This window comes from Ohessyouella blattaphilus (assembly GCF_024721265.1).
In the GTDB taxonomy this organism is placed as follows: domain Bacteria; phylum Bacillota; class Clostridia; order Lachnospirales; family Lachnospiraceae; genus Aequitasia; species Aequitasia blattaphilus_A.
Genome location: NZ_JAMXOC010000007.1, coordinates 93,098 through 119,695, shown reverse-complemented (window position 1 = coordinate 119,695; position 26,598 = coordinate 93,098). Strand labels below are relative to the sequence as shown.

At 43.6% G+C, this 26,598-nt stretch carries 27 protein-coding genes; 21 read left to right on the top strand and 6 right to left on the bottom strand.

The window, feature by feature from the left end; translation table 11 throughout:
• The first annotated feature begins 153 nt into the window (after nucleotides 1-153).
• The 5 genes from NHH16_RS06870 (at nucleotide 154) to NHH16_RS06850 (ending at nucleotide 6,559) form a co-directional block, all read left to right on the top strand.
• Nucleotides 154-1,545, top strand: coding sequence for a DUF6612 family protein (locus NHH16_RS06870; RefSeq protein WP_262068846.1), 1,392 nt, complete (start codon nucleotides 154-156; stop codon nucleotides 1,543-1,545).
• Between the two features lie 49 nt (nucleotides 1,546-1,594).
• Nucleotides 1,595-2,611, top strand: coding sequence for a transglutaminase domain-containing protein (locus NHH16_RS06865; RefSeq protein ID WP_262068849.1), 1,017 nt, complete (start codon nucleotides 1,595-1,597; stop codon nucleotides 2,609-2,611).
• A complete protein-coding gene (locus tag NHH16_RS06860) occupies nucleotides 2,608-3,756 on the top strand; it encodes a CdaR family transcriptional regulator (RefSeq protein WP_262068845.1) in 1,149 nt (382 codons plus the stop codon). The genes NHH16_RS06865 and NHH16_RS06860 overlap by 4 nt, the downstream gene beginning before the upstream one ends.
• A gap of 161 nt (nucleotides 3,757-3,917) precedes the next feature.
• Entirely contained in the window at nucleotides 3,918-5,309 is a 1,392-nt protein-coding gene (locus NHH16_RS06855; RefSeq protein WP_262068844.1) for a GntP family permease, read from the top strand.
• Nucleotides 5,310-5,326: 17 nt separating this feature from the next.
• Complete coding sequence (locus NHH16_RS06850; protein ID WP_262068843.1) at nucleotides 5,327-6,559, top strand: glycerate kinase type-2 family protein; 1,233 nt, start codon at nucleotides 5,327-5,329, stop codon at nucleotides 6,557-6,559.
• Nucleotides 6,560-6,609: 50 nt separating this feature from the next.
• Here NHH16_RS06850 and NHH16_RS06845 read toward each other — a convergent pair whose 3' ends face one another.
• Entirely contained in the window at nucleotides 6,610-9,507 is a 2,898-nt protein-coding gene (locus NHH16_RS06845) for an ATP-binding protein (RefSeq protein ID WP_262068842.1), read from the bottom strand.
• A 206-nt stretch (nucleotides 9,508-9,713) separates the two neighbouring features.
• Between NHH16_RS06845 and NHH16_RS15625 the strand changes: the two genes are divergently transcribed.
• Nucleotides 9,714-10,904 (top strand): GGDEF domain-containing protein, encoded by a 1,191-nt coding sequence (locus tag NHH16_RS15625; protein WP_262068841.1) that lies wholly within the window; start codon nucleotides 9,714-9,716, stop codon nucleotides 10,902-10,904.
• A gap of 41 nt (nucleotides 10,905-10,945) precedes the next feature.
• Here NHH16_RS15625 and NHH16_RS06835 read toward each other — a convergent pair whose 3' ends face one another.
• Nucleotides 10,946-11,998 (bottom strand): YdcF family protein, encoded by a 1,053-nt coding sequence (locus NHH16_RS06835; RefSeq protein ID WP_262068840.1) that lies wholly within the window; start codon nucleotides 11,996-11,998, stop codon nucleotides 10,946-10,948.
• A 2-nt stretch (nucleotides 11,999-12,000) separates the two neighbouring features.
• A complete protein-coding gene (locus NHH16_RS06830; protein WP_262068839.1) occupies nucleotides 12,001-12,372 on the bottom strand; it encodes a metal-dependent transcriptional regulator in 372 nt (123 codons plus the stop codon).
• A 114-nt stretch (nucleotides 12,373-12,486) separates the two neighbouring features.
• On the opposite strand from NHH16_RS06830, the gene NHH16_RS06825 reads away from it, so the two are divergent.
• Nucleotides 12,487-13,419: a tRNA dihydrouridine synthase gene (locus NHH16_RS06825; protein ID WP_262068838.1), complete on the top strand. Its 933-nt coding sequence runs from the start codon at nucleotides 12,487-12,489 to the stop codon at nucleotides 13,417-13,419.
• 32 nt (nucleotides 13,420-13,451) lie between these two features.
• Here NHH16_RS06825 and rd read toward each other — a convergent pair whose 3' ends face one another.
• Both rd and NHH16_RS06815 read right to left on the bottom strand, forming a co-directional pair.
• Nucleotides 13,452-13,613: a rubredoxin gene (gene rd, locus NHH16_RS06820; RefSeq protein ID WP_262068837.1), complete on the bottom strand. Its 162-nt coding sequence runs from the start codon at nucleotides 13,611-13,613 to the stop codon at nucleotides 13,452-13,454.
• 13 nt (nucleotides 13,614-13,626) lie between these two features.
• Nucleotides 13,627-13,992, bottom strand: a complete 366-nt coding sequence (locus tag NHH16_RS06815) for a desulfoferrodoxin family protein (RefSeq protein ID WP_262068836.1) — start codon at nucleotides 13,990-13,992, stop codon at nucleotides 13,627-13,629.
• Between the two features lie 187 nt (nucleotides 13,993-14,179).
• On the opposite strand from NHH16_RS06815, the gene add reads away from it, so the two are divergent.
• Genes add through thiI form a run of 6 tightly spaced genes read left to right on the top strand, consistent with a single transcriptional unit; the run spans nucleotide 14,180 to nucleotide 19,776 of the window.
• Nucleotides 14,180-15,136 carry an adenosine deaminase gene (gene add, locus NHH16_RS06810; protein ID WP_262068835.1) on the top strand — a complete coding sequence of 319 codons (957 nt, stop codon included), beginning with the start codon at nucleotides 14,180-14,182 and terminating at the stop codon, nucleotides 15,134-15,136.
• Between the two features lie 9 nt (nucleotides 15,137-15,145).
• Nucleotides 15,146-15,718 (top strand): manganese efflux pump MntP, encoded by a 573-nt coding sequence (locus NHH16_RS06805; protein WP_262068834.1) that lies wholly within the window; start codon nucleotides 15,146-15,148, stop codon nucleotides 15,716-15,718.
• Between the two features lie 11 nt (nucleotides 15,719-15,729).
• Nucleotides 15,730-16,680, top strand: a complete 951-nt coding sequence (prmA, locus tag NHH16_RS06800) for a 50S ribosomal protein L11 methyltransferase (protein WP_262068833.1) — start codon at nucleotides 15,730-15,732, stop codon at nucleotides 16,678-16,680.
• 10 nt (nucleotides 16,681-16,690) lie between these two features.
• A complete protein-coding gene (locus NHH16_RS06795; protein ID WP_262068832.1) occupies nucleotides 16,691-17,428 on the top strand; it encodes a 16S rRNA (uracil(1498)-N(3))-methyltransferase in 738 nt (245 codons plus the stop codon).
• A 5-nt stretch (nucleotides 17,429-17,433) separates the two neighbouring features.
• Nucleotides 17,434-18,585, top strand: coding sequence for a cysteine desulfurase family protein (locus NHH16_RS06790; RefSeq protein WP_262068831.1), 1,152 nt, complete (start codon nucleotides 17,434-17,436; stop codon nucleotides 18,583-18,585).
• 6 nt (nucleotides 18,586-18,591) lie between these two features.
• Nucleotides 18,592-19,776: a tRNA uracil 4-sulfurtransferase ThiI gene (thiI, locus tag NHH16_RS06785; protein WP_262068830.1), complete on the top strand. Its 1,185-nt coding sequence runs from the start codon at nucleotides 18,592-18,594 to the stop codon at nucleotides 19,774-19,776.
• Between the two features lie 59 nt (nucleotides 19,777-19,835).
• Here thiI and NHH16_RS06780 read toward each other — a convergent pair whose 3' ends face one another.
• A complete protein-coding gene (locus tag NHH16_RS06780) occupies nucleotides 19,836-20,069 on the bottom strand; it encodes an HPr family phosphocarrier protein (RefSeq protein ID WP_262068829.1) in 234 nt (77 codons plus the stop codon).
• A 91-nt stretch (nucleotides 20,070-20,160) separates the two neighbouring features.
• Here NHH16_RS06780 and mtaB point away from each other — a divergent pair, with 91 nt between their 5' ends.
• The 8 genes from mtaB to NHH16_RS06740 are packed head-to-tail and all read left to right on the top strand — an operon-like array spanning nucleotide 20,161 to nucleotide 26,504.
• On the top strand, nucleotides 20,161-21,444 hold the full coding sequence (gene mtaB / locus NHH16_RS06775; RefSeq protein WP_262068848.1) for a tRNA (N(6)-L-threonylcarbamoyladenosine(37)-C(2))-methylthiotransferase MtaB: 1,284 nt from the start codon (nucleotides 20,161-20,163) through the stop codon (nucleotides 21,442-21,444).
• 55 nt (nucleotides 21,445-21,499) lie between these two features.
• Nucleotides 21,500-21,766: an IreB family regulatory phosphoprotein gene (locus tag NHH16_RS06770; protein WP_262068828.1), complete on the top strand. Its 267-nt coding sequence runs from the start codon at nucleotides 21,500-21,502 to the stop codon at nucleotides 21,764-21,766.
• The gene (ruvX, locus tag NHH16_RS06765) at nucleotides 21,766-22,188 is read left to right on the top strand and encodes a Holliday junction resolvase RuvX (protein ID WP_262068847.1); all 423 of its coding nucleotides are present in this window, start codon (nucleotides 21,766-21,768) and stop codon (nucleotides 22,186-22,188) included. Before NHH16_RS06770 ends, ruvX begins: the two co-directional genes overlap by 1 nt.
• A gap of 26 nt (nucleotides 22,189-22,214) precedes the next feature.
• A complete protein-coding gene (locus tag NHH16_RS06760) occupies nucleotides 22,215-22,475 on the top strand; it encodes a DUF1292 domain-containing protein (protein WP_262068827.1) in 261 nt (86 codons plus the stop codon).
• A 9-nt stretch (nucleotides 22,476-22,484) separates the two neighbouring features.
• Nucleotides 22,485-22,934, top strand: coding sequence for a Fur family transcriptional regulator (locus tag NHH16_RS06755; RefSeq protein WP_262068826.1), 450 nt, complete (start codon nucleotides 22,485-22,487; stop codon nucleotides 22,932-22,934).
• A gap of 27 nt (nucleotides 22,935-22,961) precedes the next feature.
• Nucleotides 22,962-24,629 carry a ribonuclease J gene (locus NHH16_RS06750; RefSeq protein ID WP_262068825.1) on the top strand — a complete coding sequence of 556 codons (1,668 nt, stop codon included), beginning with the start codon at nucleotides 22,962-22,964 and terminating at the stop codon, nucleotides 24,627-24,629.
• Between the two features lie 15 nt (nucleotides 24,630-24,644).
• Nucleotides 24,645-25,271, top strand: a complete 627-nt coding sequence (locus NHH16_RS06745; RefSeq protein WP_262068824.1) for an O-methyltransferase — start codon at nucleotides 24,645-24,647, stop codon at nucleotides 25,269-25,271.
• 9 nt (nucleotides 25,272-25,280) lie between these two features.
• Nucleotides 25,281-26,504 carry a peptidase U32 family protein gene (locus NHH16_RS06740; RefSeq protein ID WP_262068823.1) on the top strand — a complete coding sequence of 408 codons (1,224 nt, stop codon included), beginning with the start codon at nucleotides 25,281-25,283 and terminating at the stop codon, nucleotides 26,502-26,504.
• Nucleotides 26,505-26,598: the final 94 nt, after the last annotated feature.

The following is a 26,598-nucleotide window of genomic DNA, read 5'->3' as shown; positions in this document are numbered from 1 at the left end:
ACGGTACGTACGGTGCTGTGAGAGGACGGCGGTTAGTCACCGCCTCCTACTCGATATATGCAGATAATATTTGACATCTTCCTTTGAAAAATAATATAGTGATAGGTGAAGGGCAAGAAAAAAATACAAAGGAAAATGGAGGAATGTAAGGAAATGAAAAAAGGAATAAGGAGAATTGGCGCCTTAGCATTAGTCGCGGTTATGATCCCGGGATTAATAACTGGGTGTAAGAAAAAAGCCACTCCAGAAAATCTTTTTGCAGATTTGGTGGAGAGCAGTAAGACGATTGAATCCTATGTAGGCAGTACCGTCTTAGATATGCAATTTGAACACCCTGATGAAGGGGAGGTTGGCATTGCAATGACCCTTGATACCGAGGCCATCATAAATCCGTACATTAGCAAAAGTACGGGTGAGGTGTCTATGAAATACGCAGGAGCCACCAATAGTCAGGAAATGGAGCTCTATCAGGAAGAGAAAGATGGTGAGCTACTTTCGTATGTTGGCGTTGATGATTACTGGGAAGTAAACAGTGGGGAAGCTTCAACAATCAGTATGAATGAGGATTCCTACAAAACCCTTGTGGCCAATGCTGACAAATTCAGTACGGATAAAGAAACGATAGAAGTAAGTGGGAAAGAGTGCTTTCGTCTCAAAGGAACGCTGAGCGGCAAAGATTTTTATAAGATGGTTGATGAGGATATGTTAGAGGAATTTACTAGCGGCCTTTTCGACACAGACGAGTTAGAGAAGCTAGAGTTTCCAATCATGGTTGACATCTACCGGAAGGAAGTGTTGCCAGCGAGATTTTCCTTTGATATGTCATCGGTTTTTGAGAGCATGGATGAATTCAAAGACGAAGATGTGAAGATTAATGCTTGCTTAATCGAAATGACATTTACCGATTACAATACTGTTGATAAGATTGAAATTCCGAAAGCGGCTTTAGAGGCTGGTGGCTATAGTGACTGGGAAGACGATGGGGACGATTATTACGAACGAGATGTTAAAAAGACCGATCTTAAGAAAAGTGACAAACTAAGTGATGATTGGACGGAATTTAATGTTCAAGTAGGCGAAGAAGTATTAAAGTTACCAGTAAGTATTGCTGAGTTTGAAAAACTAGGTTACGTATACGATGAAGAATACACAAGTTCGGATACCATGGTGGAAGCGGACGATATGGATTTTGTCTGGGTGGAAAACGAAGAGGGAAATAGTCTTTCCTTAACCGTGTATAATGATACGAAAGAGCCGTTAAATGTGAAAGATTGCAAGGTGTACGGGGTCTCCATTTCTGGCTATAACATCGAAGGAGAGAGCATCGAGGTACTCTTTGCCGGCGGTATCACCATCGGTAGCACTATAGAAGAGGTGAAAAAAGTCTATGGAGATGAGGATGATCTTTATGAAGGGGATAGCCTTAAGAGCTATACCTGGGAAAAAGATGTTGACAATGCTTACTACTCGGTATCAGTAGATGTGGATATAAAGACAGGTGTGGTTTTCGATATTAGTTACGATCAGTATATTTATAATTGGTAAAAATGGAAAAATAGGCGCGGTAGCGCCTATTTTTTGTTATGATAGAGACATGGAAGCGTATTACTACAGTAAAATGAATAAAACAAAACAGAATATTTACCATGCCATGAAAGTGGGGCTTGTGAAACTAGAGCCGTCATTTGCCATACCAAAAACAGATGGTGGTGAGCTCCAAGAGATTTTCTTTAAGTTACGCCTAGATCATCCGGAGATTTTCTATGCCGTAGGCTACCGTTATAAATTTTACCAAGAGGCGAGTCACGTCTTGTTTATTCCAGAGTACCTATTTACAAAAAAGAAGGTAGTGGAGCAGGGGCAGATGATGAATGCGCGAGTGAGTAAGCTAGCAGCGCCCTTAAAAGGAAAAAGCGAAAAAGAAAAAGAGCAGGCAATCCACGACTTTATTTGCCAGAATGTTCGTTATGATAAGCTTAAAAAACCGTATTCTCACGAGATTATCGGGCCTTTAGGTCACGGTGTCAGTGTCTGTGAGGGGATTGCTAAAACGGTTAAAGTGCTTTGTGATGCCGTGGGCCTTTGGTGCATTATCGCCATTTCTGAAGCAAATCCCGAAAAGGGGATTAAGTATCGACACGCCTGGAACATTATCCGTATTGAGGGCAAATATTTTCACCTTGATGCTACGTTTGATAACACCCTTGGTGGCGGGGAGATGGTTCGCTATGATTACTTTAACTTAAGTGATCAACAAGTATTTAAAGATCACGAACCGGTTATATACCCTGTGCCAAAATGTGAATCAAAGGAGCATTTTTACTACCGTGAGAAGAAGCTGTCATTTACGAAGATGGAGGACGTGAAAAAGCGAGTTCCCCAGGCTATTCGTAAGAAGAAACCGCTGATTTTTCACTGGCGAGGTGGACATCTTACCCAGCAGGTGCTGGCGGATTTAGTCGCTTGCATGGAACAGGCAGCAAGGGAAAAAGAAAGGCATGCTAGTATCAGCCTTAATCGCCCCCAAGGAGTGTTTAACGTGACGTTTGCAGAGCAACTTCCAGGTAGTGAATTGCTATTTGCTAAAGCCAATGAAGGAGAATGCTTATGATGTATATTTCAAATCTGGTGGCTCAGTCGATTGTGGAAGAAATTGGCAACGAGATAAATGAACATATTAATCTGATGGACCATCAAGGAAAGATTATCGCCAGTACGGATGAGAGCCGGATTGGTGATCTGCACGAGGGCGCTAGACGAATTATTACGGAGAAGCTGCCAGAGCTTTATATTACCTCGGAAATGGAGACTAAAACCACAAGGATGGGGACGAATCTACCCCTCATTGTCGCTGGAGAAATTGTTGGCGTGGTGGGGGTGACAGGGGAGCGAGAACGAGTTGCTCCTTATGGAAACATCGTTAGGAAAATTACAGAGATCATGATTGAAGACAGTATTCGCCGAGATGCAAAGCGTTACGATAATCGGATGAAAAATCGGTTTATCGAAGAATGGTTTTTAAACTCGGCTCTACCGTATAGCCGGAAGTTTATTCAGCGTGGGCAGAATCTGCAAATTGATATTACGAGGCCTTACCGAGTTGTGGTACTCCATTTTCTCGATTATCAAGCACTTTTAGATACCTTGGAGGGACAAAAGCTTTTAGAAGATATGGAAACTGCAGTTAGACAGCAAATGGAGCTGGAGAAGGGTCCTTATCTCAGAGCGCCAGACAAGCAGTACTGTCTGTATCCAGATTGTGACACGGCGGTATTAAAGGATAAAGTAATTCGCATGATTAATCTAATTCATGAGAAATACGGACGGGAGATGATTGCCGGAATCGATGGTAGTTATGAGAGTAAGGGAACCATATATAACGGTCGAATTGAGGCGGAAAAGGCAGCATCTATGGCGCTACTTAGTAGAGAAGGCATTATTTGTTACGATGAGTTAGATATAGAACTTTTTTTGGATGAGATATCTCGAGAGACCATGGAAGAATATGTGGAAAAGACAATGATTCGCGTTCCTAGAGAAAAATGGGAGGAGTATGCCAGAATAATAGAGAATTACTTTAAGTACGATGGCTCCCTGGGGAAGATGTCAGAAGCGCTTTATATGCATAAAAATACTCTCCAGTATAAGCTTAAGAAACTAGCAGAGTATACGGGAAAGGACATTAGGAAGCTATCCAATGCGCCTAGTTACTATATGGCCTTATTATTCTACCAAAATCTTAATCTGGGAGAGTAATGTTACAGGAGACGAAAAGAATTGAAACTTTATGTCCTCTATAACATTTACGAATGTGTGGAAATCTGCTAGATTATAGTGATAAAGCACAAAGCAGTATGAATACAATTAATGTAATTATACAAAATGTGCAAAAAATTGTCTTGAGGAGGACACACACTATGACAGGAGTACCATTTTTAATTGTTTTTATCGTGGCGATTGTCGCCATGATTCTAATGATTAGCAAGTTTAAGATTCACCCATTTCTTTCCATCCTACTAGTGTCACTAGTTTTAGGAGTTGTTGGAGGAATCCCCTTTGCGGCGGTAACGGATGCAGAGGGAAATGTAACCGATGGGATAGCCACCGTAATTGGCAATGGCTTTTCATCAACATTCACCAGTATTGGTATCGTCATTATATTTGGGGCAATGATTGGTACCTTTTTGGAAGCAACAGGCGCAGCACTTAAATTAGCGGATTTGGTCATAAAGGTTGTGGGACCAAAGCATCCTGAATTAGCGATTGAGTTAATGGGATGGGTGGTATCCATTCCCGTTTTCTGTGATTCGGGATTTGTAGTTCTTAATCCTATCCGTAAAGCACTAGTGAAAAGAACAGGGGCCTCATCAGTGGCAATGACCATGTGTCTATCTGCTGGTTTATATGCCTCTCATGTATTTATTCCTCCTACACCAGGACCGATAGCAGCCGCGAATACCTTGGGGATTGGTAATCATATGCTACTGGTTATGGGATTTGGTGCATTAGTTTCGATTCCTGCTTTAGCAGGCGCGTATTTCTTTGCGAAACATATTGGTAAGAAAGTAAAATCAAAGGATGAATTAGAAGCAGAAGAAACTGTGCAAACGTATGAGGAACTTGTAAAATCCTATGGAAAGCTTCCTTCAGGACTTATGTCATTGGCCCCGATATTAGTGCCTATTCTTTTAATGGCATTGTCAAATGTTTCGTCTATCCTAGGATGGACAGGTGCACTCTCGACTGCTTGTATTTTCCTAGGAACGCCAATTATCGCTCTAGCGGTAGGGGTGCTGCTGGGCATTATTTTGTTAGTTCAGTCAAAGCTAACCGAGCAACTTTACGATTTGACGAACGATACGTTAAAAACCGTAGGACCTATTTTGTTTGTTACAGCTGCAGGTGGCGTTTTAGGAAAAGTAATTGCAGCCACGAGCTTGGTTAATTTTATTACGGATAATGCAAATGTGCTTGAACCAATTGGAATTTTCTTCCCCTTCTTACTAGCAGCAATTCTAAAGACCGCCCAAGGCTCTTCAACGGTAGCGATTACTACAACTGCTGGTATAATGGCACCTCTTATGGGAGCCTTAGGTATGGCCTCGCCAGTTATGTCAGCCCTTTGTGTAATGGCAATTGGGGCAGGAGCAATGACGGTATCCCATGCAAATGATTCATATTTTTGGGTAGTAACAAATTTTGGAGAGATGACACCAGAACAAGGGTACAAAACGCAAACAATGGTTACATTAGTAGAAGGTTTATGTTCCATCGCCTTTATCTTTGTCCTAAGTTTATTTTTCCACTAAAGTAGAAGGAGAGCGAGATGCGGTTAAGAGAAGATGCAGACTTTATCGTTAAGGAGTCTATTAAGAAAGTGTTGCCAGATGAGGCGGTTAAGCAGGCGTTAGCAAATAAGGAGTTTACCGGTGGTAAACTGTATGTAGTGGCCACTGGGAAAGCGGCCTGGCAGATGGCAAAAGCCGCTGCCGGATTATTAGGCGATCAGATCGTTGCTGGAGTGGTAGTGACAAAATACGACCACGTAATGGGTGAAATTCCGAGGATTGCTTGCTACGAGGCGGGACATCCAGTTCCCGATGAGAACTCCTTTAAAGGAACCCAGGCAGCCCTTGACTTAGTGAGTGATTTGAAACCGGAAGATACGGTCTTGTTTTTACTTTCTGGTGGCGGTTCAGCGCTTTTTGAGAAACCATTAGTATCATCAGAGGAACTTACAGACGTGACGGAAAAGCTGTTGGCCTGTGGCGCTGACATTGTGGAAATCAATACGATTCGCAAACGTTTATCGGCAGTAAAAGGTGGCAAATTCGCTAAAATCTGTGCTCCGGCGAAAGTATATAGCATCGTCTTAAGTGACATCTTAGGAGATCCTCTCGATATGATTGCTTCTGGTCCGGCGTATCCTGACTCCTCCACCCAGGAGGCGGCATTAGAGATTGTGGAGAAGTATAAACTGTCCTTTAGTGAAAAGGTAATGGAATTACTAAAGGGAGAGACACCAAAAGCGTTAGATAATGTAGAGACGGTAATTACAGGTAGTGTAAAGAATCTCTGTGACGCCGCCGAGGGAGCGTGTAAAGAACTTGGTTATGAAGTGGTGTATCTTACCGATCAATTAGACTGTGTGGCAAAGGAAGCAGGAGCCTTCTTAGCCGCAATTGCTAAAAGCTATCAAAGCACGGCAAAGAGTATCGCGTTTATATGTGGTGGTGAGACTGTAGTTCACTTAACAGGTAAAGGCCTTGGTGGGCGCAATCAGGAATTGGCGCTAGCTGCCGCTGAAGGCATTGCCGGATTGGATAATACAGCGGTCTTTAGTGTTGGTAGCGATGGTACCGATGGCCCGACCGATGCTGCTGGTGGTTACGCCGATGGCGAGACAAAAGCTAAGCTTTTGCGAGCCGGTCTTAGCATCTATGAGGTTTTACAAGAAAATGATGCCTACCACGCGCTGCAAAAGACGGAGGGCTTAATTATGACTGGGCCAACTGGCACCAATGTAAACGATGTTTCGGTGGTATTAGTAAAAAGGTAAAGAAAAATCGTCAATCACAAGCTTAAATTTGTGATTGACGATTTTTATCTTTAAGAAACGTATTTACTTAAAATCTCCCATAAAATATTTACTTCTAGCGGTTTGGCCATGTGATCGGTCATGCCGCTTTCTTTCGCTTTGGCGATATCCTCGGCATAGGCAAAGGCGGTCATCGCCACAATTGGTACGGTTCTAGCGTCTTCTCGGTCAAGGGCGCGAATAGCGGCGGTAACTTCATAACCATTCATATGTGGCATTTGAATATCCATTAGAATGATATCATAATAACCCGGCTTCGAAGCTTTAAAGCGTTCTAAAGCTTTAGCTCCATCAACAGCTACCTCAACGGCAATACCAGTCTTCTTAAGAAGTTCTTCTAAGACGACCCGGTTAACGAGGATGTCTTCGGCAACGAGGATGGTCTTGCCTTGCAGGTTAGGAATGGTAATCTCGGTAGGTTCATCAATAGCAGTTCCCTTGGCCTTTTTAAGCGAAATGGTAAAGGAGAAAGAAGATCCGCTACCGAGGGTGCTGTCCACTTTAATTTGCCCACCCATATTGTGAACGAGATTTTGACTAATGGCTAAGCCGAGACCGCTACCCGTGGTCTCAGAGCTACTTTGGTTTGCCTGCTCGAAAGGTTTGAATAAACGTTTTTGCATTTCTTCGGAGATACCACATCCCGTATCGGTAACAGAAAAATGAAGGAAGAGCAGGCTGTTTGTTTCACGTTCGGTGGTTACGGAAAAGGTTACCTGACCGTTTTCAGGTGAGAATTTAATCGCATTGGCTAATAAGTTAATAAGCACTTGCTTTAGTCGCATTTTGTCTCCGAGGACGTTTACATCGGGAAGGTTATCGGTAGTAGCTGTAAAGCGAATAGATTTCTCTTCTGATTTTACGGAAATCATGTTAACAACCTCTTCGATAGCTTTTTTTAGAGCAAAAGGTTTGTTTTCTAATTTGAATTTTCCTGATTCTATTTTTGACATATCGAGGATATCGTTTAAAAGACCTAATAAGTGCTTTGATGCAGCTAGGATTTCTTCGTTGCTTTGTCGCGCTTTACCCGAAAGGTCTGGCAATTGCTTTTGAACCTGGGCCATGCCAATAATAGCATTTAGTGGCGTACGGATTTCGTGACTCATGCGGGAGAGGAAATCGCTCTTAGCCATGGAGGCCTTTTGAGCATTATAGGTCTGAACTTCCAACTCTTTCGTCCTTGCCTCAACGAGATAAGCGAGGTGCTTTTCCGTGTGTTTGTTTTTGCGCATCAACATGGCCATTAAGGCTAATATAAGGAGCAATAGACCGGCTAAGATGATAAGGTACGGTATTTGCTTTTTTGCAAGTAGAGCGCTGTAATCAAAGGCTTTGTGAGACCATTCATTGGAAATAGCGTCCACGTCTACAAACTGTTGGCTTTTGGAGATGATGGAAGCTAAGATGGTCTCTTCTTCATTAAAGGCAAAGCTGCTGTGATAGAGGGTATTAAAAACGATATTAGCTCGGTAGTTAGGGTTCTCGTTATAGTTCGTCATACTTAGCACGGCATCCGTGCTACCCATGATGTAATCGACTTCGCCTGAAGCAAGAGCTTCAAAGCATTCGTCCATAGTTTGGTATACGTGCTTGTGTGGATGATCAGGAAACCACTTATCAAATGTGGCCTCGTAAAGGCTGTCCTCGAGAACAGCGATTTTAACACGAAGAATTTGATTCGGTTCAATGATAGGAGTATCTGCCTTCGAGATCAATGCGTAATTATCGGATGAATAGGGCTCGGCCGGCCAGAGGACACCCTTGTCACGGACGGTGTTATAGGCGAGCGCAGTAAGCATTTCTAATTTGCCGTCTTTTAAATCGCTCTTTAACTCGGCAAACGGCGTACCAGAATGATTTTGCACTTTAAATGCGAGACCGCTAAGCTTAGAGATTTCGCCTAGGATATCAAAGGAAACCCCTTGCCACTGCTTTTCGTTTTTATTATAAAAGCTAGTGGGATAACGGTCGAACTCGGCACCTAAGAGTACGGGATTATCTGGGTTATGAGCCTCGATATAAGCCAGCTCCTCCGCGGTGAGGAGTGAATTGAACTTTTCTGAGCGATACTGGGCGACACCACTGGCATACATTTCTGAAAGCTCAGAGGTATCTTCTTGTTCTAGATAAAGGTTGATCACCTCAATGATGGGCTTAAGTTCATCATTTTTGGTAGTCATGGAAACGGGGATATGAACAAGAGGATAATATTCATTGGTAAGGATGCCACCGATTTCATCAAAATTTGCTTCGCTAGTGCCGTCGGTAAAGAACATGTCTATTGTTCCGTCTTTTAAAAGGGCTGCCGCCTCTTCAAAGGTATCCACAAAAACCGTCTTAAACTTGGCATCGGTAACCTGATCCACATCGGCGCTTGCGGTACCACCGGTGAAGAAGCCAAAGGTCATGGTGCCCTCGTCTATTTCATCTAGAGAAACAGGGTGGTCTTCGCTATAAAAATAATTAAGCGTACGTTCGACAATGGGCTTTGTCATATGATATTTTTCCATTCTTTCGGGGGTCGGCGAAAGATCCCCAACAAAGTCGTTGGTTTCATTTCTAAGACCCTCAAAAAGAGGCACCACATCTTGTAGTTCAGGCACAAATTCGATACCGAAGAGTTCGCTTAACCATTCGCAGCAGTCGGGAACGAATCCCTTGATTTTACTACACTCACTACAGACGAAAGCTTCTGTAGAGGGCGTAGTGGCAAAGGATAATGAAGAGCGAGATGCTTTTATCGCTTCCACTTGCTCGATTAATTCTTCAGTCACTCCGGGAATGTCTTTATAGCTAGCAAATGTTTTATCGTTTGTGATCTTCTTTTGACTAGGCTTCTCGCAGGCAGTTAGTAGGCTTACGAGAATTGCCAAAAGCAGAAGTATTGCCGTTATTCGCTTTTTCATGGCTGTGTGTCCCCACCTTTCATTCTTCTCTTAATTATACTAGGTGGGGGAGGAGGTGACAACAAACCAAATATTAAAGAAAAATGAACTTATTAAAAAGTAAATTAATAATAGATGCAAACCATTGTCAGAAGCATTTGTTTAGGTGTAATGTGAAAATGTATAATTATATTCAGAGGATAAAAAAGGATGCGAGGATAAGGACAGTGAAAACAGAATTAGAACAGGAAGAAAAAATGAGCAAGTGGCATTACGTATTTGGACGGGTGCCGGAGAAATATGCCAAGCGCTACCATGATATGAAGCTAAAGACGAACTTAAATCGGACGTTAGCGTTTTCTATCTACGTGATAGCACTTCAGATTATACTTAATATTTTAAACATGCTAAAACCCAGCACAGGACCGAACCCGGGGATTATGAAATATATTATTCTCTCTCTGGTAACCCTTAGTATTGGGGTGGTGTATTTGGTGCTTTCTATTTTGATTAAGCGAAAGCGGATTACCAATCCAGTAATAATTAACTGTGTACCTTACTCATTGCTATATTGCTACGTGATTATTCAGTTGATCTTTGTTTCTTTTAATGCCCAAGTAGAAGAAGGTCTCAATTCGTATATTATAGCGATAATTATTACTTCCTTCTTTGTTATCACCTCGCCCATCGAGAGTGCAGCGATTATCGTCGTGGCGTTTATTACCACTCTGGTGTTAACGCTAGTGCATAATCAAGAGGCTAACAGCTTGGTATTCAACTCGGATATCTGGGCGAATATTCTTATCATTACGGTGCTCTGCGGGTATATGTCCGTGGTGGTTCATACGATGTTTATCAACAACTTTTTAAATAGCGAAAAGCTCAAAGAAAGCAACGTTAAGCTGCAAGAGATGGCCAGCACCGATGCTCTAACGGGGATTTATAATCGCCGCGGATTCTTCGACTACTTAGATAAGAAGTATGATCAACAACCAGTTAGTCAAGGGGTGTTTGTTGTACTTATGGCTGATGTAGACTTTTTTAAACGCTACAATGATAGGAATGGACATCTAGAAGGGGACGCGTGTTTAATGAAGGTGGCTCAGACACTAAAAGAAACCCTAGGGAAGTACGATGGTGCTGTGGCTCGCTACGGCGGCGAAGAATTTTTAGGTGTTTTTGAGAGTGGCAGTATAGAAAGCGCTCTTGATATCGCCGAGGAATGCCGCTTGGCCATCGAGAACCGAAATATGACCGGTAAGAGGGTGGAAGGCGAAGAAAATGGTCCAGTAACGATTAGTGTCGGCTTGGCCTTTGCGAGTGAGAAGCAACTGATTCATATCGATGGGCTGATTAAATACGCCGATGAAAATCTGTATAAAGCCAAAGAATCAGGAAGAAATCGAGTTGTGGTATAAAGGGATACAGCATAAAACAGCCGCTAGGAAAGCGGCTGTTTTTACGTTGTTAGATATCTGTTTATTAGGTAGGTTGCAAGAGAAAGAATAAATAACAGTCCTGTGGCGATAAAGTGTCTCTTTTTGTTGATAAAGAGGGTGGCGATAAACTCCCGAATGAGCGCATTGGGATAATAATAGGCAGCGGTCTTCGCGCTGATGCCAGGAGCATTTAACCCAACTTGTCTGGCGAAAATGCCGGCTCTTAGAAGATGAAAGTTATTTGTCGAGTAGATAACCTTGCATTTCTGGTCATTGCTCCGAGTTTGGATGATTTTCTTGGAGAATAGCATGTTTTCATAAGTGGTGGTAGAGTTCTCTTCAAGAATCGTATCTTCAATGGGGATTCCTTTTTCCAAAGCGTAGGTTTGCATGGCAAATGCTTCAGAAAGAATTTCGTCACCACCTTTACCACCAGACAGAAGCAATTTTGGTGGTTTTCTGTTTTTTGTCCGCTGTTTATCGTAAAAGGCAATCGCCTTATCTAGGCGGTTTGCTAGGAGTTTGCTAACGCGTACACCGTCGATTAGGCCAGCACCCAGGACGATGATATAGTCTTTGTTGTGGCGTGGGTGGTACAGCCCACAGAGAAAGCTAGAAACTAAGAAATTAAGACTGACGAAAAGGCCGTATAACACAAGGGTGTTAGCATAAGCGATGAAGATATCGGCGTTTTTGGTAAATACGCTTCGTTCTTGTAGATATCCTAGGATATTGGCTACCAAAGCAAAGATTCCTAGCGCGAGGACTAGTAGGTAACTTTTTCTAAAGCCTTCTCGTTTAATCAACACGATGAAATTAACAAAGCAAGCCAAAATAAGAATAATGGAGCCAAAGATAAAAATCATGCCGATAGTTAAGAGGATGGCGCCAAGTATAGCCAAAATAATTTGATTCTGGGTTTGCCAAGCATAAAGCATTAAGGTAGCGCCTAGTGTTCCCATCATAAGTATAAAAAGGGAGCCGTTAATCAGCTTTGCTGGTTGACGGCAATAAGAGAGGAGAAATGTCAGAACGGCGAGAACGCTTAAGGCTAAGAATAATACGTTAATCACAATTATTGTTTCCCTTTCCTGATGTTTGCCTTTAGGGCGTCAAAGCTTTCGGAGCTGATTACGTGCTCGATTTTACAGGCATCGTCTAAAGCTACATCTTCATTAACACCTAGATCTTTCAGCCAGCCAGCGATAATCTCATGGCGCTCATAGATCATTTCGGCAATTTCCATCCCCTCATTGGTTAAGGTAATAAACCCTTCAGGGGAAACTTTTATATAGTTATTCTCGCGTAGGTTTTTCATAGCCACACTAACGCTAGACTTTTTAAAGCCTAGTTCTTCGACGATATCGATGGCACGAACGTTAGCGATGCGCTTATTAAGGACGAGAATGGTTTCTAAGTAATTTTCTACAGATTCAGTTAATTTCATCTAAATAAACCTCCGTGTTTTTTTGTTCTTCCAGTATAGCATAATGGAAAAGGGTCTTCAATTGACAGATGTTCCTTGTAAAGGTAGAATGTTAAGGCGCAGAAAGGAAGAAGGATGAACTTTTATTTAGCACCCCTAGAGGGGATTACTACTTATGCATATCGCAAGTTATACAATGACTACTTTCCGGGGATGGATCGTTTTTTTACCCCGTTTTTAGTACCGCACACGAAAAGGGGCTTTAATAGCCGGGAGCAAAAGGAGATTGGCGAAGAATATAATCAGGATTTAGACCTAGTCCCCCAGATTCTTAGCAATCATAGCGAGGGTTTTTTAAATACAGTCGCAAAACTTAAAATGTACGGTTACCAAGAGGTAAATTTGAATATTGGTTGCCCGTCAAAAACGGTTACGAGAAAAGGACGGGGGGCCGGTTTCCTGGCAGAGCCGGTAGCACTTGAACGATTCTTAGAGGAGATTTTCGCCAGTCAAGAGATAGAAATCTCCCTAAAAACTCGTATCGGGATGTCTAGTCCGGAGGAGTTCCCGGCACTATTACAGATTTTTAACCGCTTTCCTGTGAAAGAACTGATTTTGCATCCCCGCCTCGGCGAACAGGGGTATAGCGGGTTTCCTCACTTCGATAGCTATCTTTACGCCTTGGAAAATTCCCGAGCACCCGTCGTCTATAACGGGGATATTAGAAGCGTAGACGACTATCAGAAGCTTCTAACACTAGCGCCTAAGACCCATAGTATTATGTTAGGGCGTGGGGTGATTGCCGATCCCCGTTTAGTATCCGCACTAAAAGAAGAAAGGGCTCCTAGCTTAGAGGTAATCGGTGAGTTTTTACAGGAGCTTCTCGATGCCTACCAAGAACTAATCGGTTCGGATAAGCAAGCGCTCTTTAAGCTAAAGGAAATATTTTCCTATATGAAGGTTCTCTTTCCGGAAGAGAAGAAGCTTCTTAAACAAATGCGAAAGACCGAGAGGGTAGCTGAGTATAAGGAGCTAATGAAGGCTCTATTCGCTAAAAAAGGTCGATAACTTTACGGTTATCGACCTTTCTTTATTAAGCTTTAAGCCTCTTCTGAGAACTGGTCTTTACCAACGCCACACAAAGGACATACCCAATCTTCTGGGACATCGGCAAAAGCGGTACCAGCGGCTACGCCGTTATCCGGGTCGCCTTCAGCGGGATCATAGATATAACCACAAACATCACATACGTATTTCTTCATCACAAAATCCTCCTTAATTCTTCCATAATCCGTGTAAGTTACAGTATTCATATGCTGCCACAAACTCTTCGCCGTCATTTAAGGTGAAAGTTGCCTCCGGTTTTTCTCCGGGCTTTAGGTTCGCAAACTGTCCGCCTTTTGAGGTCTCGATATAGATTGCCGTAATATAATGAGCTTCCTCCATTGGGTGGGGCACGCTACCAACGGCTACAGTAACCGTATTACCATCTTTTGAGACTACCGGGACGTGTTTTTCCTGAGCCGCATCTACGGTGTTAGCAGTAAGCTTCTCGTAGGTAGCTTGATCGTCTGCGGGGGAAAAGGTTGTCAACTCGGTTACGATATTTCCTGATTTTAGTTCTTTAAAAAACGTTTTCATGAATTTAACCTCCTGACCTATTTGCTTCTTGATGCTACCATATCATTAACGAATGAAGAATGCTATACCACTAGGAGTTATTTTGGAAAAATTTCATAAATATGATAGAATTGTTTATGTTGTTTATACGTAATTCAAAATGTCCGCCCTATTTAAAGGGTATGAATATGAAAAGAAAGGTTAAAAAATGAGGAAATCAGAAGAGTACGTGGATTTGCATTTGCACCTAGATGGTTCGTTGTCACCAGAATTTATTTTAGAGAGAGCGGAGAGGGAAGGCATTGATCTGGGGGTTAAATCCGCCGCCGATTTATGTCCGCTTCTTACAGCCAACCAAGAGACGGCGAGCTTGAATGAATATTTGCAGTGCTTTGAAATACCGCTTCAGGTGCTCCAGTCAGCGGAAGGCTTAGAAGGTGCTGCTTACGATCTGGTTAGGCGGTTGTCGGCTCTTAATATAACCTATAGTGAAATTCGCTACGCCCCGGGATTACATACGCGCGCCGGACTATCGCAAGAAGAGGCAGTAGAGACAGTAAATGCTGGATTACAAAAGGGCGTGAAAGACTTTGGCGTAAAGTCCTATGCAATTCTTTGCTGTATGCGGGGAGGCGAGGCCTGGCAAAATATGGAAACGATAGAACTGGCGGGAAAGTATTTAGGAAAAGGGGTGGCAGGTGCAGACCTAGCCGGCGCCGAAGCTTTGTATGGTACAGAGCTCTACCAGGATGTATTTACGAGAGCGAGAGAATTAGGCGTTCCTTTTACCATTCATGCCGGCGAAGCGGCCGGACCAGAAAGTATCCGCAAGGCCCTTGCCCTTGGAGCCAGTCGTATCGGCCATGGCATTGCCGCAGTCTTAGACGAAGACTTAATGGAAGAGCTAGCTAGGAGAGAGATTCCTCTAGAGATGTGTCCGCTTAGTAACCTTCAAACGAAGGCCGTAAAGGATATCAAGGAGTATCCCTTACGCACATTCTTAGAAAAAGGGATAATTGTGACAGTTAATAGTGATAACATGACCGTTTCGGGAACCGATGTGGTGAATGAATTCTGTTTTTTAGAAGAGCAATACGGTTTAACTAAACAGGAAAAAGAAATGTTGATGAAAAATGGCAAAAAAGCTGCCTATGTAGCTGATTAGGAGAAGGTAATGGGATATTTTTCGATTTTTTTAACAGGTGTGGGGTTGTCCATGGACGCTTTTGCGGTATCTATCTGTAAGGGACTGGGGATGAAAAGCTTTCGCGTGCGTAGTGCCCTTATTCCCGGCCTCTACTTTGGGGTGTTTCAGGCGCTAATGCCTTTACTGGGATACTTACTAGGCGCCCAGTTTAAGGAGTATATTCAGGCCTTTGACCACTGGATTGCCTTTGTGCTTCTAGGAGTGATTGGGGCCAATATGATTCGCGAGGCACTAAAGGGCGATGAAGCCTGTCCCGTTTCCCCTGAGGAAAACGAGCTTTCCTTTAAAGTGATGGCGCCCCTTGCGGTGGCGACTAGCATTGATGCGTTAGCTGTCGGTATTACCTTTGCCTTCCTAAAGGTTAAGATCGTTCCGGCCATTCTTATGATTGGGGTAACCACATTTACATTGTCTTGTATCGGTGTTAAAATAGGCAATGTATTTGGCATGAAATTTAAGAAAAAAGCAGAGCTTGCCGGCGGCGTGATTTTAATTCTAATCGGCCTGCGGATTTTGCTTGATCACCTAGGGGTGATTTGAAAGGATAAAAGATGAAGTGGAAAAAGTATCGTCTAGAGACCACCACTGTGGCCGAGGATTTGGTATCCGCCATTCTTGCTGAGCTAGGGGTGGAAGGTGTAGAGATTGAGGACAAAATCCCTCTTTCTGAGGAAGAGATGGCCGAGATGTTTATTAATATCGGACCGACTATCGAACCGGATGATGGGAAAGCTTATGTAAGCTTTTACCTAGATTCAGAGGCTGATAGCGTGGCGATTTTAGATGTACTGATGGCTGAGCTTAAGAGTTTCGAGGAGGTTATGGATTTAGGCTCCTTAAAGCTTGAAGAATCCCTTACTCAGGATGAAGACTGGATTAACAACTGGAAAGTGTATTTTCATAGCTTTGCCATTGATGACGTCTTGATTACCCCTTCTTGGGAGAAGACGAATGACCATAAGAATTACCGCCACGTAATTGAGATCGATCCTGGGACCGCCTTTGGAACGGGTAAGCATGAGACCACCAATCTCTGTATTCGCGCCCTTAAGGACTATGTAAAGCCGGGGATGCAGATGCTCGATATCGGTATTGGCAGTGGGATATTAGGGTTAATGGCGCTCAAATTTGGGGCGACCAAAGTGATTGGCACGGATTTAGACGAACAAGCTCTCTATGTGACCAAGGAAAATATGGAGAAAAATCATATTCCGATCGAGGATTACGAGGTGCTGATTGGTAACCTAATTGATGACGAGCAGCTTCTTAAGTATGTAGGGACGAAGGAGTATCAGATAATCACCGCCAACATTATTGCGGAGGTGTTAGTAGAGATGATGCCACGGGTTAAAGAGCTCTTGGCTCCTGGAGGAATCTATATTACTAGCGGTATCTTAAACGAGAAAGAAGAGCTAGTGAGTACGGCGATAAGGGCAAACGGAATGAAGATTTTAGAAGTGAACCACCAAGGCGAGTGGACGCTGATTGTTGCCACGAATTAGGAGAGGGAAGATGCAGCATTTTTTTGTAAATAAAGAAGCTATAGAAGGGGAGGTAATCCGGATCACCGGTGGTGATGTTAAGCATATCAGCCAGGTGTTGCGGATGAAAATCGGGGAAGAAGCTTTCGTCAGTGACGGTAGCTTCTTTTATCAAGGGAAGATCCAAAGGGTCTCTAAGGAAGAGGTTCTCTTTCAGGTGGCTAGTAAGCGCCAGATAGATACGGAGCTTCCGGTAAAAATCACCCTCTTCCAAGGTCATCCTAAGCAAGATAAGCTGGAAGTGATTATTCAGAAGTCGGTAGAACTAGGAGTATATCAGGTGGTTCCGGTGGAAACGAAACGAACGGTAGTAAAGCTAGATGAGAAGAAACGCCTGCGCCGGCAGGAGCGCTGGCAGAAGGTGTCGGAAAGCGCTGCCAAGCAGTCGGGTAGAGGCTTGATTCCCGAGGTTACGTCGCCGCTTTCTTTTAAAGAAGCCGTGCAAATGGCATCTCAGTTAGATACGGTGCTAGTGCCCTATGAGGAGGCTGGCGATATAGGACATACAAGGGCGGTGCTAGAAGAAGTAAGTTCCGGGGAGCGTCTAGGGGTCTTTATTGGGCCAGAGGGCGGCTTTTCCCGAGAGGAAATAGAAGTGTTAGAAGGTGAAGGAGCGAAAGTAATCACTCTCGGTAGCCGGATTTTGCGAACAGAGACGGCGGGACCGGCAGTACTTTCGGTACTTTCGTACCTGTTCGAAGGAAGGTAGAAAAGATGACGGTATATTTAGATAATGCAGCGACTACAAAGGCCTATGAAGAAGTCGGTGACTTGGTTCGCAAGGTGATGTGCGAAGAATACGGCAACCCTTCCTCTATGCATAGCGAGGGCATGGCAGGTGAGAAGTACGTTAACAAGGGAAAGGAAAGCCTGGCGAGGATTCTAAAGGTAAAGGAAAAGGAAATATACTTTACTTCCGGGGGTACGGAAAGCGACAACCTTGCCTTAATCGGCGGTGCGCGGGCCCTTTCCCGAAGAGGGAAGCATTTAATCACCACCTGTATCGAACACCCGGCGGTCTATAACGCCATGAAATACTTAGAGGAAGAAGGCTTTGAGGTGACCTACTTGCCGGTGACTGGTGGCGGTCAAGTGGAATCGGCAACCTTAAAAGAGGCCCTTAGAGATGACACTATCCTGGTTTCGGTGATGCAAGTAAATAACGAAATCGGCACCCTTTTAAACATCAAAGAACTGGTGCAGACGGTGAAAGAGTTTCGAGCAGATATTCTTTTTCACGTAGACGGGATTCAGGGATTTGCCAAGTATCCCTTTTTTCCAGCCAAGCTGGGGGTGGATCTGTATTCCTTAAGCGGCCACAAAATCCACGGACCGAAAGGGGTAGGCGCTCTTTACATTCGCGAAGGTGCGAAAGTACGTCCCTTGCTATACGGTGGCGGTCAGCAAAAAGATATGCGTCCGGGAACGGAGAACGTACCGGGAATCGCTGGTCTTGCCCTGGCAGCAGAGATGCTCTGGGATAATCACGGAGAAAAGGAAGCCCGGATACGCAGTTTGCGAAATTACTTTATTGCCGGGCTTACAAAGCTTCCCGAGGTGGTTATTCACGGCGAGAAAGAAGAGACGTCGGCGTATATTTTAAGTGTGGGGTTTGCTGGGGTCAAAAGCGAGGTGCTTTTACACGGTCTTGAAGAAAAAGGGATCTTTGTTTCTTCCGGTTCAGCCTGTGCCTCTAATCACCCAGCGATCAGTGGGGTATTAAAGGCGATCCATACGGAGAGTGCCTACTTAGATTCGACGCTGCGCTTTAGCTTCTCGGAAGAGACGACTAGTGAGCAGATTGACTATACTTTGGAAGTGCTATATAATATTGTACCGTTGTTCAGAAAATATACGAGAAGGTAGAAAAATATGAAATATCAAACATTTTTAATAAAATACGGAGAGATTGGGCTAAAGGGACGAAATCGCTTTATCTTCGAGGATGCGCTAGTGCGTCAAATCAAATTTGCTCTTAAGAAAGTAGATGGGAAGTTTGCCGTCTATAAATCGCAAGCTCGTATCTACGTAGACTGCGATGGTGAATATGACTACGACGAAACGGTAGAAGCACTGCAAAGAGTCTTTGGAATTGTCGGAATTTGTCCGGTGGTGCGCTTTGCGGAAGAGGGCTTTGCGGCTCTAAAAAAAGAGGTTCTTTCTCATATGCAGGAAATGTATAGTGATAAGGAGTATACCTTTAAGGTGGAATCGCGACGGGCCAATAAGTCCTACCCTCTTAACTCCATGGAAATCAATCGTGATTTGGGAGAGGTAATCTTAGAAGGGATGCCCAATATGACAGTTGATGTCCATCACCCAGAAGTGCTTGTAAATGTGGAAGTTCGTAATGAGGTCTATCTTTACACCCAGGTAATTGAAGGACCAGGAGGAATGCCAGTGGGTACCAATGGTTCGGCGATGCTTCTTCTATCTGGCGGTATCGATAGTCCAGTAGCGGGTTATATGATTGCGAAAAGAGGCGTGTCTCTAGAAGCGACGTATTTTCATGCACCCCCGTATACTAGTGAAAGAGCTAAGCAAAAGGTGGTAGATCTAGCGAAGATTGTGGCTCGTAGCGCCGGTCCGATTAAGCTAAACATCGTTAACTTTACCGATATTCAGCTCTATATTTACGATAAATGTCCCCACGATGAATTGACGATAATTATGCGTCGTTATATGATGCGGATCGCTGAGCATTTTGCGAAAGAGAGTGGCTGCCTAGGGTTAGTGACGGGTGAGAGTATCGGTCAGGTGGCTTCACAAACGATGCAGTCCTTAGCTTCTACTAACGAAGTGTGCACTTTGCCGGTCTATCGGCCGTTAATTGGGTTTGATAAGCGAGACATTGTGGAGATTTCAGAGAAGATAGATACCTACGAGACTTCGATTTTGCCTTTTGAAGATTGCTGTACTATCTTTGTGGCTAAGCACCCGGTTACCAAACCGAAATTAGAGGTAATCAGAAAGTCAGAAGAAAAGCTTGCCGAGCAGATTGATGAATTAGTGGCGACTGCGATTGAAACCACGGAAGTGCTTAATGTAAGACCTTAACGTAAATTAAAAGCGACTAGCCGAGGCTAGTCGCTATACTTGAAGCATAAAGCTTCTGATTAATCGATAATGTAAGGTTTAAGAACTTCAAGCACCTTGTCCACGCTATCATCGGCATGGATATTTAAGTCGATTGGTTTTGATAAGTCTAAGCTAAAAATACCCATGATAGATTTTGCATCAATTACGTATCTTCCTGATACGAGGTCAAAATCGTAATCAAATTTAGTGATGTCGTTTACGAAAGATTTTACTTTATCGATAGAGTTTAGAGATATTTGTACTGTTTTCATTGGATAAGTCCTCCTTTAAGTGTTTTATACCCTTAATATTATAGAGGTAGACTCTTAAAGTCAAGGAAGAATGGTAAGGAAAAATAAAATGATTAAAAAAATTGCCCTTCATAATCTGGGCTGTAAGGTAAATGCATATGAAACACAGGCGATGGAAGAGCTGCTTCTAGGGGCGGGCTATGAAATCGTCCCTTTTAAAGAAGGGGCGGACGCGTATATTATCAATACCTGCACCGTCACCAGCGTGGCTGATAAAAAATCCAGACAGATGCTCCACAAGGCCAGAAAGTGGAATCCGAATGCCGTTGTTATCGCAGCTGGTTGCTATACGGAGACCTTGGACCGAGAGGTGGATCCAGTTATCGATATTATTATCGGCAACAATAAGAAGCAGGAGTTATTACAGATTTTGGCGGCTTATGAAGAGAGTGATAAAGAACTTATGGTTGCCAGAGCAGGGATAAATCAGACAACGAAGTATGAAGAGCTGTCGTTAGGTGTAGCGTCAGAACATACGCGGGCGTTTATTAAGGTTCAGGACGGTTGCAACCAGTTCTGTAGCTATTGCATTATTCCTTACGCTAGAGGACGAGTTAGAAGCCGGGCCCTACCCCAGGTGGTTAAGGAAGTAGAAAATCTTGCCAAAGCAGGTTATAAAGAAGTGGTCCTAACCGGTATTCACCTTAGCTCCTATGGACTAGGAACGGAGGATAACTTGCTGACCTTAATTAGGCAGGTACATCAGGTAGAGGGAATTGAGAGAATTCGTCTTGGTTCTCTAGAACCGCGAATTATTACAGAAGAATTTGCCAGGGCGCTGGCGGCTTTACCGAAGTTTTGCCCTCATTTTCACTTATCCCTGCAAAGCGGCGCGGATGCTACACTTAAGCGGATGAATCGCCGATATAGTGCGAATGAATACCGAGAAAGCGTTACTCTTTTGCGAAAGTATTTTGATTATCCAGCTCTTACCACCGATGTGATTGTCGGTTTTCCGGGAGAGACGGAGGAAGAGTTTCAGGAAAGCTACGATTTTATTGCCGAGATGAATTTTTATGAAACCCACGTGTTTAAGTACTCTAAACGTGAGGGGACGAAAGCGGCTAGCATGGCGGGACAGGTTCCTGAGCCCGTTAAGACCTTGCGTAGTGGCCGTTTATTAGAATTGTGCAAAATTAATAAAAAAGCCTTTGAAGAGCGGCTGATCGGGACGACCCAAGAGGTTCTGATTGAAGAAACGGTCCTTAGAGACGGGAAAAGCCTACAAATAGGGCATACGAAAGAATATATCAAGGTAGGCGAAGAACTGCCAGAAGACTGTACCAACCAATTTGTTAATATTGATATTAGGAATTGTTTACAAATAATTGATTGAATTTTTGTGAAAAAAGGAGTAAACTAGTTTTAGTATGAATAAAGGACGTGGTTAAATGAAAGATCTAAGCAATACTCAATTTTTTTCGGTAGAGTCCGGTCCCCAGGTGCAAGCAAAAGATATTCTGGAGGCAGTTTTTCAGGCGCTTTCCGAAAAGGGTTATAATCCGGTAAATCAAATTGTAGGTTATATTATGTCAGGTGATCCGACGTATATCACCAGTCATAACGGTGCTAGAAGTTTAATCATGAAGGTTGAAAGAGACGAGCTAGTTGAAGAGATGCTTAAAGTCTATATTCAGCATAATGGATGGAACGAATAATGCGGATTATGGGCCTTGACTACGGAACGAAGACAGTGGGCGTGGCAATCAGTGATCCTTTAGGAATTACTGCACAAGGAATCACGACGATTGAACGAAAAGATGAAAATAAGCTAAGGAAGACCTGTGCACAAATCGAAGCCTTGATTGAAGAATATCAGGTCACGAAGATTGTGCTGGGATTTCCGAAGCATATGAATAACGATATTGGTGAACGGGCACAAAAGTCCATCGAGTTTGGTGAGATGTTGCATCGCAGGACCGGCTTAGAAGTCGTGATGTGGGATGAACGTCTAACTACGGTAAGCGCAGAGCGCACCTTGGTGGAGAATAATGTAAGACGAGAAGACCGCAAGAAGTACATTGATAAAATTGCGGCTATTTTTATATTGCAAGGATACCTGGACTCAATATCAAAGTAAATGATAAGCAAAAGGAGAGGTATTGTATGGAAAAAATTACGTTTATGCCGGCAGACTCAGACGAGGCGGCTGAGTTTTTCGTGCTCGAACAAACCCGTCTAGGTGGCATACCCTATATTTTGGTAGCGGACTCTTTGACGGATGATGCCCAGGCGTTGATTCTTAAAGACACCAGCGAGGAAGAAGCAAGCGAGGCAGTCTATGAGATTGTGGAAGATGATGACGAAATAGATAGCGTTATTAAGATATTCGAAGAGCTACTAGAAGATGTGAGCGTTGAAAGGTAGGCCGGAGAGATGTCAATTAACCAAGAACAATTTAAAACAATGCTTAAGGAAAAGGGGTTAAAGGTAACGAACCAGCGGATGATGGTTCTGCAAGTGCTCGGTGATAACGAGGATGAGCACCTGACGGTGGAGGATATTTACGACATCGTGAGAAAAGATTACCCAGACATCGGCTTAGCCACGATTTATCGCACCGTTCAGCTGTTGCACGAGATGGAGCTAGTAGATAAAATCAGTCTCGATGATGGCTTTGTACGCTACGAGATTGGTGAACACGGGGATGGTGATAAGCACCATCACCATCATTTAATATGTGAAAAATGCGGAAAAGTAATTCCGTTTAAAGATGATAGACTGGATTCCCTAGAGACATTTATCGAAGAGTCGACGGGTTTTCACGTTCTTGACCATGAATTAAAGCTATACGGTATCTGCAAAGAGTGCCGAGGAAAGTCGTAAGACGAGAATAAAAGGAGAAAATTGTATATGAAGAAAGAACATAAAGGGAAGGTAAAAATCATACCTCTTGGTGGATTAGAAAAGATAGGTATGAATATCACAGCCTTTGAATACGAGGATAGTATTATCGTTGTAGACTGTGGTCTAGCATTCCCTGAGGACGGAATGTTAGGAATAGACTTAGTCATTCCTGACGTTACTTATTTGAAAGACAACATTGAAAAAGTGAAAGGGTTTGTCATTACCCATGGCCATGAGGATCATATTGGTGCCCTCGCTTATATTTTAAGAGACATCAACATTCCCGTGTACGCCACGAAATTGACAATGGGAATTATCGATCGGAAGTTAAAAGAGCACAATCTACTGCGTTCTACCAGAAGAAAAGTGGTTAGACACGGACAGTCTATCAATTTAGGAAAGTTTAGAATTGAATTTATCAAGACCAATCACAGTATCCAAGATGCAGCAGCGTTAGCGATTTATTCACCGGCGGGAATTATCGTACACACCGGTGACTTTAAAGTAGACTATACGCCGGTATTTGGCGATGCGATTGATCTTCAGCGCTTTGCGGAAATCGGGAAAAAGGGCGTTTTGGCACTTATGAGCGATAGTACCAATGCCGAGCGACCAGGCTTTACTCAGAGCGAGCGGAAAGTGGGAATCACCTTCGATCATCTCTTTGCGGAGCATCGTAATTCTCGGATTATTATAGCTACCTTTGCTTCTAACGTGGACCGGGTTCAGCAGATTATCAACTCGGCCATTAAGTATGAGCGAAAGGTAGTGGTAGAAGGTCGAAGCATGGTTAATATTATCGAAGTAGCCGGTGAACTAGGTTACTTAGATGTTCCTAAGGGAACGATTATCGAGACCTCTCAGCTCCGTAATTACCCACCGGAGAAGACGGTGTTAATTACCACAGGAAGCCAAGGAGAATCCATGGCGGCCCTTTCACGAATGGCGGCGGATTTACATAAGAAAGTAACAATTATGCCTGGAGACACGGTCATCTTTAGTTCTTCACCGATTCCGGGAAATGAAAAGTCGGTTTCAAAGGTTATTAACGAACTGTTTGAAAAGGGCGCAAATGTAATTATGCAGGATACTCACGTATCAGGGCATGCTTGCCAAGAGGAGTTAAAGCTGATTTACTCTTTGGTAAAACCCAAATACGCGATTCCTGTTCACGGTGAATACCGTCATTTAAAGGCCAACCAAGATATTGCCAAATCACTAGGTATTCCTAAGGAAAACTGCTTTATCTTACAGTCGGGAGACGTGCTCGAGGTTTCCGATGAGAAGGCAGAAGTTGTGGATCACGTGACTACCGGTGAGATTATGGTGGATGGTCTCGGTGTGGGTGATGTAGGTAATATCGTTCTTAGAGATCGCCAGCACTTAGCGGAAGATGGGATTCTGATTGTGGTGATGACCTTGCAAAAAGGCAGTAACCAGCTGTTATCAGGACCGGATATCGTCTCTCGTGGATTCGTCTACGTTAGGGAATCGGAGAGCTTGATGGATGAAGCCAGCAAAGTGTTAGTCAGTGCGGTTGAAGATTGTCTGAAGCACCAGAAGAATGCAGACTGGAGCAAAATCAAATTGGTGGTTCGCGATACGATGAACGATTTTATCTGGAAGCGTACTAAGAGAAGACCGATGATCTTGCCGATTATCATGGATGTCTAGAAGTAGAGAAGACGTATGGATATTACAAAATTTATCTTGGCCTTTGAAAGTCCAGAGGCCGATTACTTAGAGGAGCTTCGGCAAATAGCCGAGGCTTCTGACGTCCCGATTATTAAAAGAGAAACCCAGAGCTTACTAAAGGTGCTCATTCAGATGAAAAAACCTAAGCGTATCCTAGAGATTGGCACAGCCATTGGTTATTCGGCCCTACTGATGAAGGCGTACGCTATTAAGGCTCAGATTACCACGATTGAGAATTACCCTAAGCGTCTTGAATTAGCCAGAGAGAACTTTCAGAAGCTGGATGAAGAGGGGCAAATCAATCTTATAGCCGGCGATGCGGGAGAGGTTATCACGGGTTTAGATGAGACTTACGATGTGATCTTCGTTGATGGCCCGAAAGGACAGTATATCGGCTATTTAGAAGATTTATTAAGGCTCTTAGCACCTGAGGGCATATTAGTTACCGACAATATCTTGCAGGACGGGGATGTGTGTAAGTCTCGTTACGCCATTAGGCGCCGAGATCATACCATTCACAAGCGGATGCGAGAGTTTTTAGAAGCAATTAAGCACGATTCACGCCTAACGACAGCCTTATTGCCTGTCGGCGATGGGGTGGCGCTTAGTTACAAGAATTAGAGGCATTTTATGAGAAAAAAACCAGAATTATTAGTCCCGGCAAGCAGTTTGGAAGTCCTAAAGACGGCGGTGATTTTTGGCGCTGATGCGGTCTATATTGGCGGGGAAGCCTTTGGCCTGCGGGCAAAAGCTAAGAACTTTTCCAAAGAGGATATGGCTGCCGGCATCGACTTTGCCCATCAGTATCATAAGAAGGTCTATGTGACGGCGAATATTATCGCTCATAACGGCGACTTAGAACCAGTACGGGAATATTTTAAAGAACTAAAAGAACTGGGGCCCGATGGCCTGATAATTGCGGATCCGGCCGTTTTTACCATTGCCAAAGAGGCCTGTCCGGAGATTGAGATTCACATCAGTACCCAGGCCAATAACACCAACTACGGAACCTTTCAGTTTTGGCATAGTCTAGGGGCGAAAAGAGTAGTGACGGCTAGAGAGCTATCATTAGCCGAAATCGGTCAGATCAGGAGCCAAATTCCTGACGACTTGGAAATAGAGAGCTTTATTCATGGAGCCATGTGCATTTCATATTCTGGTCGCTGTCTACTCAGCAGTTATTTTACGGGACGGGATGCCAATCGCGGAGCGTGCACTCATCCGTGTCGCTGGAAATACGCAGTGGTGGAAGAAAAGCGTCCCGGTGAATACTTGCCGGTCTATGAAAATGAGCGAGGAACATATATCTTCAACTCCAAAGACCTTTGTATGATTGAGTATATTCCTGAGCTTATCGAAGCGGGGATTGATAGCCTAAAGATTGAAGGACGGATGAAGACAGCCCTTTACGTAGCCACTGTAGCCAGAACGTATCGCAAGGCTATTGATGACTTTTACGAGAGTGCTGAGAAATACCGTGAAAACATGCCTTGGTATTTAGAGCAGATTGCGGGCTGTACGTATCGCCAATTTACTACAGGCTTTTACTTTGGCAAACCAGACGAGACCACCCAGATTTACGATAGTAACACGTACATTCGGGAATATACGTACTTAGGAACGGTAAGTGAAGGTCCTGAGGATTTGCTGATAATCTCTCAGCGGAATAAGTTTTCTGTAGGCGAACAGATTGAAATTATGAAGCCTGACGGCGAGAATGTACAGACGAAAGTTTTAGAGATTTTCGATGAGGAGATGACGCCCATGGAAAGTGCGCCCCATCCTCAGCAAAAGCTTTATGTCAGATTAGATAAAAAAGCGGAAGCTTATGATATATTAAGAAGAGAAGGGTAGTTGACATCCCCCTTCTCTTCTTTTATTATTAAAGTAATTTCTTGAGATTCTCTCGTTGTAGTATCAATCCCCATATGCAAATGAATAGAAAGAA

Coding starts and splice junctions, on each gene's coding strand:
- NHH16_RS06870 (WP_262068846.1), top strand. CDS start 154: ATGAAAAAAGGAATAAGGAGAATTGGCGCCTTAGCATTAGTCGCGGTT.
- NHH16_RS06865 (WP_262068849.1), top strand. CDS start 1,595: ATGGAAGCGTATTACTACAGTAAAATGAATAAAACAAAACAGAATATT.
- NHH16_RS06860 (WP_262068845.1), top strand. CDS start 2,608: ATGATGTATATTTCAAATCTGGTGGCTCAGTCGATTGTGGAAGAAATT.
- NHH16_RS06855 (WP_262068844.1), top strand. CDS start 3,918: ATGACAGGAGTACCATTTTTAATTGTTTTTATCGTGGCGATTGTCGCC.
- NHH16_RS06850 (WP_262068843.1), top strand. CDS start 5,327: ATGCGGTTAAGAGAAGATGCAGACTTTATCGTTAAGGAGTCTATTAAG.
- NHH16_RS06845 (WP_262068842.1), bottom strand. CDS start 9,507: ATGAAAAAGCGAATAACGGCAATACTTCTGCTTTTGGCAATTCTCGTA.
- NHH16_RS06830 (WP_262068839.1), bottom strand. CDS start 12,372: ATGAAATTAACTGAATCTGTAGAAAATTACTTAGAAACCATTCTCGTC.
- NHH16_RS06825 (WP_262068838.1), top strand. CDS start 12,487: ATGAACTTTTATTTAGCACCCCTAGAGGGGATTACTACTTATGCATAT.
- rd (WP_262068837.1), bottom strand. CDS start 13,613: ATGAAGAAATACGTATGTGATGTTTGTGGTTATATCTATGATCCCGCT.
- NHH16_RS06815 (WP_262068836.1), bottom strand. CDS start 13,992: ATGAAAACGTTTTTTAAAGAACTAAAATCAGGAAATATCGTAACCGAG.
- add (WP_262068835.1), top strand. CDS start 14,180: ATGAGGAAATCAGAAGAGTACGTGGATTTGCATTTGCACCTAGATGGT.
- NHH16_RS06805 (WP_262068834.1), top strand. CDS start 15,146: ATGGGATATTTTTCGATTTTTTTAACAGGTGTGGGGTTGTCCATGGAC.
- prmA (WP_262068833.1), top strand. CDS start 15,730: ATGAAGTGGAAAAAGTATCGTCTAGAGACCACCACTGTGGCCGAGGAT.
- NHH16_RS06795 (WP_262068832.1), top strand. CDS start 16,691: ATGCAGCATTTTTTTGTAAATAAAGAAGCTATAGAAGGGGAGGTAATC.
- NHH16_RS06790 (WP_262068831.1), top strand. CDS start 17,434: ATGACGGTATATTTAGATAATGCAGCGACTACAAAGGCCTATGAAGAA.
- thiI (WP_262068830.1), top strand. CDS start 18,592: ATGAAATATCAAACATTTTTAATAAAATACGGAGAGATTGGGCTAAAG.
- NHH16_RS06780 (WP_262068829.1), bottom strand. CDS start 20,069: ATGAAAACAGTACAAATATCTCTAAACTCTATCGATAAAGTAAAATCT.
- NHH16_RS06770 (WP_262068828.1), top strand. CDS start 21,500: ATGAAAGATCTAAGCAATACTCAATTTTTTTCGGTAGAGTCCGGTCCC.
- ruvX (WP_262068847.1), top strand. CDS start 21,766: ATGCGGATTATGGGCCTTGACTACGGAACGAAGACAGTGGGCGTGGCA.
- NHH16_RS06760 (WP_262068827.1), top strand. CDS start 22,215: ATGGAAAAAATTACGTTTATGCCGGCAGACTCAGACGAGGCGGCTGAG.
- NHH16_RS06755 (WP_262068826.1), top strand. CDS start 22,485: ATGTCAATTAACCAAGAACAATTTAAAACAATGCTTAAGGAAAAGGGG.
- NHH16_RS06750 (WP_262068825.1), top strand. CDS start 22,962: ATGAAGAAAGAACATAAAGGGAAGGTAAAAATCATACCTCTTGGTGGA.
- NHH16_RS06745 (WP_262068824.1), top strand. CDS start 24,645: ATGGATATTACAAAATTTATCTTGGCCTTTGAAAGTCCAGAGGCCGAT.
- NHH16_RS06740 (WP_262068823.1), top strand. CDS start 25,281: ATGAGAAAAAAACCAGAATTATTAGTCCCGGCAAGCAGTTTGGAAGTC.